The following is a 12,978-nucleotide window of genomic DNA, read 5'->3' as shown; positions in this document are numbered from 1 at the left end:
CCCATGGCGCGAGTCATTGTTGGTACAGCCGGGCATATCGACCACGGAAAATCCACGCTGGTTCGCGCACTGACGGGCACCGATCCCGACCGCCTTCCCGAAGAAAAAAAACGCGGGATCACCATTGATCTCGGCTATGCCTTCTTCGGCGATGTCGCCGCGATCATCGACGTTCCCGGCCACGAGAAGCTCATCCGTAACATGGTGGCCGGCGCCGCGACCATCGATTTCGCGCTTCTCGTTATCGCCGCCGATGACGGCGTCATGCCGCAGACTACGGAGCATCTGCAGATCCTGCGGTTGCTTGGTGTGCAGCGCGGCGCCATTGTCCTCACCAAGTGCGATGCCGTGGAAGCCGAATGGCTCGACCTCGTCGAAGATCAGGTGCGCACCGCCGTACAAGCGACCTTCCTCGAGAGCAGCCCCATCTTCCGGGTCGATTCCCTCTCCGGTCGCGGAATCGACGACTTGCGCGAGCGGCTGACGCAGATGCTCGTCGCGCTGCCTGCCCGTTCGGCGCATGGCGTGTTCCGCCTTCCCATCGATCGCATTTTCGTGATCAAGGGCCGCGGTTCCGTCGTTACCGGAACCATTCTGTCCGGCTCCATTCAAAAAGACACCCGCCTCGCAGTTCTGCCCGGCGGGTTTGATGTGAGAGTCAAGCGCCTCGAAACTCAGGGCGCCGAGGCCGAGCAGCTTCATGCCGGCCAGCGCGCCGCGCTCAATCTCATGGGCGATACCGACTCCCTCGAGCGTGGCCGCACCCTCACGATTCCCGGCGCTCTGCTGTCATCGCCGCGCGTCAAAGTCGCCATTGAACTCATCGCCAGCGTCGAGCCCCTTAAAGACCGGCAGCGTGTGCGTTTTCTCGTCGGCACTCAGGAGGTCATTGGCCGCGTGCAAATTCTTGAGCGCCCGGATCCCGCGCTGCTGTACGCCAATCTGTTGCTCGAGGAAGAGACCGTCGCCGTGTGGGGAGACCATTTCGTTCTGCGCCGCTATTCGCCGCTGGAGACTCTTGGCGGCGGACGCGTGCTCGAACCTGCCGCTGCCCGGCTCCGTGCCCGCGATCTTGCCGATGAAATCGCCTTTGCCCGCGCCCTCAACACGCCGTCCGTTCATGATGCTCTGTTCGCCTTCCTGCGCTATCGAGCGCGAGCAGGCATCCCTGTGTCGGCTCTGGCGGCCTCCTTCGGCACAACAGCCGCCGATGTGCTCCGGCTCTGCGCAAAAATTCCCAACGCCAAAGCGATTCAGATCGGCGAGTTTCTGATTCTCGACAGCCGCGTGAAGGAATTGCAGTCTGAAGTTCAGGCGCGCCTTTCAGCCCTGCACCGCAAATCGCCCGAGAGTCGCGGCTTTTCCCGCGCCGAAGTCAAGAGCGGCAATCTGGGTGATCTGCCCGACACTATTCTTGATCATGTCATGCAATCCATGATCGCCGAAGGAAGCGTCGTGCAGGAAGGTCCGCTCCTGCGTGAACCCGAACGCCGCATTCTGCTTACTCCTGCTCAGCAGGAACTCAACAGTCTGGTGTTATCCGAACTGCGCAAAGCCGCCTTTGCTCCGCCGTCGTCCACCGTCATCGCCGAGACGTTGCGTCGCACCCGCCCCGAAGTCGAGAAGAGTCTGGTCCTGCTCGAGCGCCTCGGTCATTGCCGCCGTCTCGGTCTCGATCTGTTCTTTGAAACGCAGTCCTTCGACAACGCCGTAGAAATTGTTCGCGCCGCCTTGCAGTCATCTCCCGAACTGACGGTCGCCGAAGCCTCGCGCCTGCTCACCTCGTCGCGCAAATACGTGGTGCCCTTCCTCGAGTATCTCGACAACAAAGGGATCACTCAGCGCGAAGGCAACGTTCGCATCCGGGGCCGCAGCTTTGCCTGACGTGAATGACCGTCTTCCCCTCTGGACCGCCCCCGTTCTCATCGCCATCCTCTGCGGTCTGACGTTGCGGATTGTTCTTGCCCTGCTGACGCCGGTCAGCGGCGCGGCACTCCCCGGAGTGCTGTCCGCATACAATGACGAACTCGCGCACGCCAACTATGCGCTGCACGTTCTGCAAAGCGGATCATTGCCGCCGCAAGTCGAATCCATCCAAGGCACAGGCGCCCTCGAGCGCGGCCGGTTCGAAAACTACCAGCCACCGCTCTATTACATGCTCGTCGCCGGTCTCGGCAAAGCCTTCTCTATCACGCGGCTTGAAGACCTCGTTCTCGTTGGCCGCTTCCTTGGCATTTTCCTTTTCCTCGGCCTGTTGTGGATTGCCGTGCTTATCAGCCGCGCTGCATCGCTCGACAATCGCTTTACCGGTGCCGCGCTCATCTTCGTCGCACTGAGCGGCGTCTTTGTGCGGTACACCTCCCTGCTGGGGAATGAGCCGCTCTTCTGGCTCTTCGCCGGCGGCATGATTCTCATCACCATCCGTATGTGGCAGGACGGCTTCCGGCTTGCCCATTGGATGACTTTCGCCGCCCTGTCGTGCCTCGCCATCTATACCAAACTGACAGCGGTGCTGCTGCTGCCGCTTCCGGTGCTTGCCCTCGCACATCACTGGAAACCGCGTCTCACCGTTTCTTTGGCAGGCTTATACTGCATCATTCTCGTCTGCGTATTTCCGCTGTGGCTGCGCAATTTCTACAGCTTCGGCTCTCTGCTGCCGCTGAACGCCGGCTTCGGCGATCCGTCGTGGCGTATGCCCAATCTGTCGACCGCCATCTATGCGGCCCGTTCCTTCATCTTTCCGTGGAGCGAATTCTGGCACGGCTTGCTTGGGCTGCTGTTTATGCTCCCGTTCTGCATCTTCGCCATCCACGCGCTTATCTATCGTGAAGGATGGCGAACGCTGGTTTCGCAGCCCGTGCTGTTCGCGGTGCTCGTTATCGCCGTCGGTTCATTCCTTTGGCTGAATACCCGCTACGATCAGGCCGAAGGCCGCTATCTCTTCACGGCGTGGCCTGCGCTGCACATTCTACTTCTTGGCCGTCCGCGCGCAACCTCCGATCAGTGGGTGCTGCTCGCCGTGCTGCTCTTACCCTATTCCTTGTTTATTCTTCCGTCTGCAGGTGCCTGATTGCTCGCTCAACTGAAAAGTCTTACCCGGGATTCCGCAATCTATGGCGTCGGGCATATCGCATCCCGGCTCCTCACGTTCCTGCTCCTGCCATATTACAGCTTCCATCTGTCTCCCGCCGAATACGGCGAGATGACGCTCTACTTTCTGTTCACCGCGCTCGTGCAGACCTTCTTCTGGTACGGTCTGGATATTGCCTACTTGCGCTACTTCACGCTCGCCAAAGAGCCCGAGAAACGGCGCATCGTCAGCGGTACGACGCTCCTCACGTCCTTCATCAGCACCGCAGTGCTTTCGTTGCTGATTTTTCTCGCCGCCCGCCCGCTGGGCGCTCTGATCGTGCACTCACCGGCGAATGCGGAGCTGGTTCCCGGATTCGTTCGCCTGTGTGCGGGCATTCTGTTCTTTGATACCCTGTCCACCTACCCGTTCCTCTTTTTGCGCGGAAGCCACCGTCCGAAGCGCTTTACAGCGGTGAAGATCTTCAATGTTTGCGTAAACGTCAGTCTCAATATCTGGTTTGTCGGCCATCTGGACCTCTCCATTGCCGGCATTCTCTGGGCTAATCTCATCGCCAGTGCCCTCACGCTCGTCGTTCTTCTGCCCTCCATGCTCCGCAACATCACCATCAAGGTGGACCGCGAGCTGGTCAAGGAAATGGTTCGCTTCGGCATTCCTAACGTGCCCACCTATCTGTTCGTGATGGTGATCGAGCTGGCCGACAGAAAAGTGATTGAACTCTACCGCGGTCTTGCCGAAGCGGGACTCTACAGCGCGGGCTATAAACTCGGCATGTTCATGGCCGTCGTCACCGGAGCCTTCCGCTTTGCCTGGCAGCCGTTCTTCCTTTCTCATTCGGATCGCCCCGACGCACCTCGCCTCTTCGCTCGCGTCCTGACCTACTATCTGCTGGTGACCACGTCGCTTTTCCTTGTGATGACCTTCTTTGTCGACGCCGTCATCAAAACGAAATGGCCCGGTGTCGGTTACATCATCGCGCCGCAATTCTGGGCGGGGCTCTCGGTCTTTCCCATCATTCTGCTCGCGCATGTCTTCGATGGCGTGTACGCCAATCTGATGGTCGGCATCTATCTCAAAAAGCTGACAGCCAAGCTCCCCGCCGTCACCGGCGTCGCCGCGCTTTTCACTATAGTCTTCTGCATTCTGCTCGTCCCGCCGTACGGCATGATGGCTGCCGCGTGGATCACGCTGGCCGCCTTCTTCCTCGAAGCCGTGATGCTCTGGCTCGTGGTTCGCAAAGCCTATCCGGTCCCCTATGAATGGGCGCGCATCGCCAAACTTGGCGTCGCCTGTACGGTCGTTCTCGCCGCCGGGCTCTTTACGGGAATGAACGCGCCCTGGCAGCGCGCGCTGATTCTGCTTTTCTTCCCGGTGATTCTCTACGTGCTTGGCTTCCTTGATGAGCGCGAGCGCTTTCACCTACGGAAACTGTTGCCGGCAGGATGAAGATCCTCTACATTTCCGCTGAGCATGTCTCAGGCACCCTGTCTCTCTTTCAGGCGGAACACCGGTGGCGCGGCGATGAGTGCCGCTTTGTCACCTTCTGGCACAGCCGCTGGGATTTTCCGGATGACATTTGCCTCGATTTGCCTCTGATGCCCGACAAGTCCTGGGTGCTTCTCGCTCGCAAGGCTGCCCGCCTATTGCGCGGTCCTGCCCACAGCGCCTCACCGTCGGCCACCTGCCCATACTGGACACCTAGCCCGCCGGAGCGCGCACTGTTTGCGTGGCGTGATCGTCTTCTCTGGCCCAAAATGGAAGCGGCGATTCAGGCACATGGGCTTGACCGATTCGACATTGTTCATCTCGATGGCGGTTTGGACTTTACGCGTGATGCCCGCTTCGCTTCAAGCATGCGGTCGCGCGGCAAACACATCGTCTGCTACTATCACGGTTCCGATCTGCGCAACCGCGGCATCGTTCCCGCTGTGGATACGCTCGCCGAATTGCGCCTGACTCCGGAATGGGATCTGCTCGAACTCGATCCCCGTCTGCAGTATCTCTACTTGCCGTTCGAGACAGACCGCTATCCGCGCCGCGACTATCATTTTCACTCGCCTGTCCGCGTCTGCCACGCCACACGCAATCCGTACAAGGGCACCGAGTTTGTCGAGCGGGCAATGGAGGAATTGTCGAAGAAGTATCCTGTGGAACTGGTCCTGCTTCGCGGTCTGCCGCATGCCGAGGCGCTGCGTCGCAAGCAGGAGTGCGACATCTTCGTCGATCAGCTTACCAATGCCGGCGGTTGGGGCTATGGCATGAGTTCCGTCGAGGCCTTCTCCATGGGTATGCCCGTCATAACTAACATTCCCGCTAAGATGGCCGCGCATCTCGGTGAGCATCCGTTTGTTCACGCCGGCACCGATACCGTCCGCGACGCACTCGAAGATCTGATCACGCACGAAGACAAGTGCCGTGCGCTTGCCGTCGCTGGTCGCGAGTGGGTGCAGCGCATGCATGATGTCCGTTCCGTCGGTGATCAGCTTTACCGCTACTATGAGGCCGCCGGATGGCTGAACCGGAGCTGACCCTCAGCGTCGTCGTCATTTCCTTCAACCAGAAGGATTTCCTCCAGCGCCTGGTCGGCCAGCTTCTGGAACAGGATTATGATCCCGCGCGTTATGAAATCATCGTTGTCGATGACGGCTCAACCGACGGTTCGCGGGAATGGCTGAAATCCGTTGGCGATGCGCGAATGAAACCTGTCTTCGGCGAGACGAACCTCGGCCGCTCGGCCTCACGCAATTCCGGAATCCGCGCCGCAGGTGGCCGTATCATCGTCATGATCGACGGCGATCACACCATTCAGCCCGATTTTCTTTCGATCCACGCCGCGCGCCACAGGCGCGAACGCTGTGTGATTGTCGGCAAGTCGGATTTTGTGGAGCATCCCGATTTCCGCGCGCTGAATAGCTATCTGAACGGCAGCGGTGCGAAGAAGCTCCCGCTGGACGCTCGTCTGCCCGGACGCTATTTCCTTACCCGCAACTGTTCTGTGCCGCGCGACCTCCTCATCGAGGTCGGACTCTTCGATGAGACCTTCACCGCGTGGGGCGGGGAGGACCTCGACCTCGGTGTACGCCTCGAAATGAGCGGCGTTCCGATTTACGGCGAACCGCGTGCGCTCGCGATTCACCATCACCTGCGCCCGCTGAATGACCTGCTCCGCAACATGCGTGTTTATGGCCGCGGTGGGATTCCCATTCTGCTCGCCCGCCATCCGCAGCTTTTCACCGAGCTGAATCTCCACCGGGTGTTGCCTGCGCCAAACGGCCCGCAAAGTTCCGTCGGGAGTCGCTGGGGCATGCGTCTCTTGTTGACGCCTGTACCTTACGTCACGGTGCGATGGCTCGCCAATCGTTTGCGCCGGCGCCGACTGCCAAGATCACTTCTCGACTATCTCCATTTTCGCCAATATGTGTGCGGCTATATGGACTACTTGAAATCGCACGAAAGGAATATGTAGCGTGGCAATTCTGATTGATGGACGCGTTATCTCCAAAGAAATCCAGTCCGAAGTTCAGCGTGATGTCGAAAAGCTCAAGGCGGAGAAAGGCGTCACCGCCGGCCTCGCCGTCGTGCTCGTCGGCGATAATCCTGCGTCTAAACTCTATGTCGGCATGAAAGCCAAGACCTGCATCAAGCTCGGCATGAATTCCATTCATGAGGAACTTCCGGCTTCTATTTCCGAAGCCGGACTTCTCGCCGTGATTGACCGTCTCAATAACGATCCCGCCGTGCACGGCATCCTCGTGCAGCTTCCCCTGCCGTCACACATCAACGCGCAGACCGTGCTTAACCGCCTCGATCCTCGCAAGGATGTCGACGGCCTGCATCCGGTCAATGCCGGATTGTTAAGTGCGGGCGAGCCGCGCTTCATCCCCTGCACACCCTACGGCATCTGTCAGTTGCTGGTTCGCTCGAATGTTCAGATCACCGGACGCGAAGTGGTTGTCCTCGGCCGCTCCAATCTGGTCGGTCGGCCCATCTCCATCCTGCTTTCTTCCAAGGGCCGCTATGGCGACGCCACCGTTACCGTCTGCCATTCTCGCAGCAAGAACCTGCCGGAAATCTGCCGCCGCGCCGACATTCTGGTTGTGGCCATCGGCCAGCGCGAATTCGTCTCTGCAGACATGGTGAAACCCGGTGCGGTGGTGATTGACGTCGGCACCCATCCGGCTCGCAACGAAAATGAGAAGCTGCGCGGCGACGTGCAATTCGAGAGCGTTTCCGAAATCGCCTCGATGATCACGCCCGTTCCCGGCGGCGTGGGGCCGATGACTATCGCCATGCTGATGCGCAATGCCGCCGATGCCGCGATCATGCTGTCCGCTTAGTACGGTCGACAAGCGCAGCATGTCCGAGCCGCTCTCCTTCGCTATTCGCGATCTTGTGCCGCATCCCGATCTCTTCGAGCGGCCCGCCGAGCGTGAGTTGCGTTTGCACCATGTCGCAGAGGCCCAGCTTCGCCGGAAGTACAAGACGTTCCATCCGGAGATCACGCTGTCCGCAACTGTCCAGTCCGGCGGACAGGATGTAGTGATCAAGGGCCGCCTCGACGGCTGGCGGCGTACGCCCAAGGGCATCATCCTCTACGAAATCAAGTCCGTTCCCGGTGATCCGCGCCGCTGGGTAGATAGTCCGCTTCTGCAAAATGCGCGCTGGCAGCTTCAGCTTTATGCCGATCTCGCCCGCGCCTGCATCGAGAAGCCGTGGGGTAAGGGAGAGGTGAGTGAGGCCGTGCTCTGTCTCATCAGTGAGACCCAGCGCCAGGCTCTCGAATCTGTGGAGATCCGCAGTTCCGCCGGCCTTCTTCAGGACCGCCTGAAAGTTGTCTTAGCCGCATCCCGTCCGTGGCGCGCAAATGTCGAAGCCGCTCGGCAGGCGCTTGACTCCTTCCTTGCTGTAGACCAGCTCACCGACCGGCCCGAGCAATGCGCAGCTTCGCAGCGAATCGCCGAAGAAAGCACAGAGGACAGAGTACTGCTCTCGATGCCGCCCGGCACTGGAAAGACGCGCGTCGCCCTGCGCCACGCTCTGCGCGAATCCTTTGCGCGCAAGCGCCGCCTCTACTGGATCACCACCAAGGCACGCGGGCGCGATGAAGTCCTCGCCGAACTCGACCGCTACCGCGCTGCCGGTGTTCCCCTGCGCGTACTTTGGAAAACCACCCGCGAGCGCCTGTGCGATTGTGCTCTTCCCGGAACATCCTGTCCCCGCCGCATGGAAACACGCGCCGCCCTTTTTGTGGATCCGCTTCCCGAATTCCATGAGCGTTCGTCCTGGACCTTCGACGATCTTGCCGCATACGCGCGCGAGCACTCCCTGTGCCTGTTCGAATTGTCCACCGCGCTCGAACGCATGGCGGATGTGATAATCGCCGATATCAACTATCTGCTCAATCCGTCGCCGCTGTTTGCCCGCGAGTCTGTCCTTGTGCTGGATGAGGCGCAAAATATCGCGCGCCGCGTCTACGAGAACAGCGAAGTCCGCATTCGCCGCGATGAACTCTATTCGCTTCTCGAGGCGCTTCCACTGCCCGCCCGCCGTCTCGTGCGCGACGTGTTATCCCAGCGCCAGTCTAATGAGGACACGGATGCAGCGGTCGCTGAGTCCCTCATCGCCCTGCGTGAGCAGTTGACCCGTGTCTCCAGCCATCTTCCCGCGGTTCGCGCCATTCGCCGCGCCGCGCGCTTCCGGATGACGTTTGGCGAGGATTACCGTCTGGCCTGGTACCGCCGCTCACCCGATTCCGCGCTGATCGGTACCCTCAATCACGCAAGCACAGCCGTGGATGCAGCCCTCAGCGAGCACCAGTCCATTATCGCTCTCAGTGGTTCTCTGCCCGCTGACTCCGCTTCGCGAGCCGCGCTCTTTCCGCCTGCGCAGTCCTTTCGTGCCATTGAGGTAGAGCAGCAGTCCACGCCACCGGTTTTCATTATCCCGGAACTGATCTTCAAATATCCGCTGACATCGACGGATCACCAATCGACCATCGAGATGCTTCGCCAACTCCGCGAACATTTGTTGCCCACCATCGTCGTCTTCGGGCAGAACCGCGCATCCAATGAGCTGCTCTCGATGGGACTGCGCGTGCGTGGCTTCACTGTCATGCTCGATGAGGATCTGCATGACGATTGGAGCACCGCCGCAGCGGCACGCCCGGATTTCCTGTTCATTGCAATGGGTGGCAGCCTCTCCGAAGCCGTCAATCCCCCGGCAGAGCTTTTCTCAAGCGCAGCCATCTTATCCCCGGCCTTCCGCGCGCCGGATGAATATGATCTGCTCCGCTCCGCGACCCGGCGTGGCGGTTCCGATGGCTGGAATGATGACGTCGATGTAGACATCGCGGAGCGCCGCGCCGAAGCGGCCTCCCGCGTCATTCAAGCCGCCGGCCGCGTGCAGCGGGATCCGGCCTCGCGCAAACCTGTCTTCTTGTTGAACTCTGACTTCGCGGATCCTGCCTTCTTGCGGGCATGGCCGCGCGGTTGGTACGCCAGGTCGCCGGAGGAGATGATCTGCTCATCCATGTCAATGGCCTTCGAAAGGTGGAATGGCGGTGCCTATGTCTCGAACTGACGTCTTCACCTTTCTTTCGACATTTCTGATCTCCTTCGCGGTGTACTTCTCCACGACCGCGCCCACCATCGGTCTGGTGGATGCGGGAGAACTCACCACGGCCGCCTACACCCTGAGCATCGCTCATCCCACGGGCTATCCGTTGTACACCCTCCTCGGCCACGTATGGTTGATGTTGGGGCTGTTCTCTCCCGCCCGCGGCATGGTAGTCTTTTCGGTCCTGATGGCGGCGCTGGGCGTCGGCGTGCTATCATTACTGTGTGCGCGCCTTCTGCAATCTGTTGACGGTCTGAAAGACACGCTCCGTCACGTCTTCGCCATACTGTTGACGCTCGGAGTTGCCCTGTCTCCCACCGTCTGGACCTCCGTGGACTTTGCCGAAGTCTATCCTCTGACGTGGCTGCTCGGCGCGTTGCTGCTCTATCTGTCCTATGTGAGTCTGATCTCCGATGATCGCCGCGCGCTCCACGTGCCGCTTCTGATATGCTACCTCTGGGGCCTTGGCTTCGGCAACCATCTCACCATTCTCTGGTTCGTTCCGCTGGTCGCCTTTGTGGTGCTGCGTTACGTCCTCGCTTCGGCCAAACGCGTCCGTGCCGCGATCATGTGCGCCGCGCACTACCTTCTCGGCACGTCCATTAATCTCTATCTGCCCATCCGCAGCGCCCGCGGTCCGATCCTTGACTGGAGTGCGCCGCACACGATCCCGGGTCTTGTTCGACACCTGACCGGCTGGCAATACCGCGTCTGGATGTTCAAGGGAGATTGGTCCGTCTTCTTTCACAAATTCTTCGGCTACCTCGCCGCCGTTCCCGGTGACATCGGCTGGGGAATCGCCTTGCTGGCGCTCATCGGCCTGGTCATGATTCTGCTGCGGAAGCGCTGGTGGCTGCTTTCGGTGTTCGGTGTATGGCTGCTGGGAAATCTGTACAATGTCAACTATGACATCCCCGACATCTCCACCTATTTCCTTGCCTTCTACGCGCCGCTTTTCATCATCGCCGTTTCCGGCTTTGTGGACGTCGTAAACGCGCTGAAGAGCGCCTTCGAGAGTCCGCGCACTCGTATCGCGATAGCGGGCACCCTCGCCGCGTCTGTCCCACTTATCAGTCTGGCCGCGTCCGGCAACAGTGGCATTCAGAGTTCCAATCGCTTCGCGGTCACCTTGGCCACCGAAGTCCTTGCCACCCTCGCCCCCAACGCGCTCGTGTTTCAGGGCAATTGGGACATCCAAAGCCCCTACATATACCTGCATAATGTCGAGCACCGGCGCTCCGATGTCGTGATGCTCGATCTGAATCTGCTCCAGAGGCCGTGGTACATCCGTCAGGAACAGCGCGCCCATCCCGATGTCTTTGAAGGAGTGCAAAGGGAGATCGACGCGTTCTGCCGCGAGGTCGCGCCCTTCGAGAGCGGCAAGCCCTTCAACGGCCCCCGGATCGAATCGGCCTACGTCGGCATGATCAACGCCATCATCGGCAAGCAGACCGATCACCGCCCGGTCTACGTTCTCGATACCTACCAGACAGGCCACGGCGGCGTCGCCGAGAAACTGAAGATGATTCCCGGCGGATACTTCATGCGGATCACCAACGTCCCGCTGCTTGAACCGGTGATCAACGCCGATAACATTATCGCCGGCAATCCCGACCGCAGTGACACACGCGTAGCCTATTTGCTGCACCTCGTCGCGGCGTCCGCTTCCTATCAGGGCGACTATTCCATGCGCATCGGCGACACTGCGCGCGTGAGCAAAACTCTCGACATCTGCCGTAAATTGGGAAGCGATTACCCGCAGGTACAGGATTACATCAAAGCGGCGGACACCTATCTTACCAACATGCGTAGCCAAGGGGCGAATGAATAAGGTCTTTTTGTCGGGAATCGGCGGCATCGGCATGGCCAATGTTGCCGTGCTTCTCAAGCAGGCGGGCTTCGAAGTTTCGGGGTCCGATGGCAGTATCTACGAACCCGCCGCCACGGTGCTGCGCAACGCCGGCATCACGCCGCGCACGCCTTACAGTGCGGACAACATCCCCCTTGATGGCTCTCCGGTCATCATCGGCAATGCCCAGTCGCGCGGCCATGCTGAAGTGGAAGCCGCGCTCGATGCCGGAGCGCTGCTCTATTCCTTTCCGGATTTTCTGAACCGCTTTGTGCTGGCCGGACGCCATTCCGTGGTTGTCGCCGGAACCCACGGCAAGAGCACTACCACCGCCTGCCTGTCGCACGTGCTGCATGCTGTAGGTGTGGATCCCGGCTTTCTGATCGGTGCCCTGCCCTTGAATTTCCCCCTCGGCGCGGCTCTCGGAAAAAAGAACGCTCCCTTCGTGCTGGAGGGCGATGAATATGACAGCGCGTTCTTCGACAAGCGCTCCAAGTTCCTCCACTATTTCCCCCGCACCTTGCTTTTAGGAACGGTGGAATTTGATCATGCGGATATCTTCGCCTCGCAGGAAGAGATGCTGCTTTCTTTCCGGCGTCTCATCAATCTCCTGCCGCGCACTGGTCGCCTCATCTACCATCATGACTGTGAGACCACACGCGAACTGGTCGCCAAGGCTCCGTGCGAAACGGTATCTGTGGGTGTCGGCGAGGGAGCAGGGTGGAGGCTCCTCGAAAACGCCGCGGGCCTGCACTATGCGACGCCCTCGGGAGAGGTTCGTTCCTGCTCCTTCGACCTTCCCGGCCGCCACAACCGTCTGAATGCTCTCATGTCCTTGGCCGCCGCGAGCAATCTTCACCCCAGTCTCCCGGACATTGAAGCAGCCCTCGGGACTTTCCGGGGAATTCGCCGCCGCTTCGAAAAGCTTTTCGAGCGTGCCGACCTGACCATTTATGATGATTTTGCGCACCATCCAACAGCCATCGCTGCCTCGATTCAGGCTGTCCGGGAGAAGCACCCCGGCCATCGCCTGATTGCCGTCTTTGAGCCGCGTTCCAACACCATGGTTCGGAACATCTTCCAAGCCGAAATCCCCGCCGCCTTTGCCGCTGCCGATCACGCGATCTTCGGCACCATTCACCGCATCGAGCGGATTCCTGTCGACCAGCGCCTCGATCTGGCCGCCGTCCGCCGTGATCTCACCGCTCGCGGTATCCCCTCGGCCCAGATGGCAAATTCGGATATTCCTTCGTATATTTTCTCATTGCTGAACGGCACGCCCACCGTGATCCTCTTCATGAGCAACGGCAGCTTCGACGGTGCCCCGGCGGCACTGGTACAGATGTTTGACGGAAAGGATCGGTCGTAGGGGCACGGTCCGCGAAGCGAGATCTCGGCTTCGCCGGACATGCCGTGCCTGAAA

The 12,978-nt window shown here is 60.1% G+C and carries 9 protein-coding genes; all 9 read left to right on the top strand.

Features of this window, described 5'->3' with window-relative positions:
- Window positions 1-3 precede the first annotated feature (3 nt).
- Genes selB through VGL38_02445 form a run of 9 tightly spaced genes read left to right on the top strand, consistent with a single transcriptional unit; the run spans window position 4 to window position 12,924 of the window.
- Complete coding sequence (gene selB, locus VGL38_02485; protein ID HEY3294282.1) at window positions 4-1,884, top strand: selenocysteine-specific translation elongation factor; 1,881 nt, start codon at window positions 4-6, stop codon at window positions 1,882-1,884.
- Window positions 1,877-3,070, top strand: coding sequence for a hypothetical protein (locus VGL38_02480; protein HEY3294281.1), 1,194 nt, complete (start codon window positions 1,877-1,879; stop codon window positions 3,068-3,070). Before selB ends, VGL38_02480 begins: the two co-directional genes overlap by 8 nt.
- Window positions 3,071-4,537 carry an oligosaccharide flippase family protein gene (locus VGL38_02475; GenBank protein ID HEY3294280.1) on the top strand — a complete coding sequence of 489 codons (1,467 nt, stop codon included), beginning with the start codon at window positions 3,071-3,073 and terminating at the stop codon, window positions 4,535-4,537.
- Complete coding sequence (locus VGL38_02470; protein HEY3294279.1) at window positions 4,534-5,619, top strand: glycosyltransferase; 1,086 nt, start codon at window positions 4,534-4,536, stop codon at window positions 5,617-5,619. The genes VGL38_02475 and VGL38_02470 overlap by 4 nt, the downstream gene beginning before the upstream one ends.
- Complete coding sequence (locus VGL38_02465) at window positions 5,601-6,557, top strand: glycosyltransferase (GenBank protein ID HEY3294278.1); 957 nt, start codon at window positions 5,601-5,603, stop codon at window positions 6,555-6,557. The genes VGL38_02470 and VGL38_02465 overlap by 19 nt, the downstream gene beginning before the upstream one ends.
- Window position 6,558: 1 nt before the next feature.
- Entirely contained in the window at window positions 6,559-7,428 is an 870-nt protein-coding gene (locus VGL38_02460) for a bifunctional 5,10-methylenetetrahydrofolate dehydrogenase/5,10-methenyltetrahydrofolate cyclohydrolase (GenBank protein ID HEY3294277.1), read from the top strand.
- On the top strand, window positions 7,403-9,670 hold the full coding sequence (locus tag VGL38_02455; GenBank protein ID HEY3294276.1) for a hypothetical protein: 2,268 nt from the start codon (window positions 7,403-7,405) through the stop codon (window positions 9,668-9,670). The genes VGL38_02460 and VGL38_02455 overlap by 26 nt, the downstream gene beginning before the upstream one ends.
- On the top strand, window positions 9,657-11,537 hold the full coding sequence (locus VGL38_02450; protein ID HEY3294275.1) for a DUF2723 domain-containing protein: 1,881 nt from the start codon (window positions 9,657-9,659) through the stop codon (window positions 11,535-11,537). Before VGL38_02455 ends, VGL38_02450 begins: the two co-directional genes overlap by 14 nt.
- A complete protein-coding gene (locus VGL38_02445; GenBank protein ID HEY3294274.1) occupies window positions 11,530-12,924 on the top strand; it encodes a Mur ligase family protein in 1,395 nt (464 codons plus the stop codon). Before VGL38_02450 ends, VGL38_02445 begins: the two co-directional genes overlap by 8 nt.
- Window positions 12,925-12,978 lie beyond the last annotated feature (54 nt).

Source organism: bacterium, from assembly GCA_036504735.1.
Taxonomy (GTDB): Bacteria; Electryoneota; RPQS01; order RPQS01; family RPQS01; genus DASXUQ01.
This window is presented reverse-complemented; position numbering and strand designations above follow the sequence as displayed.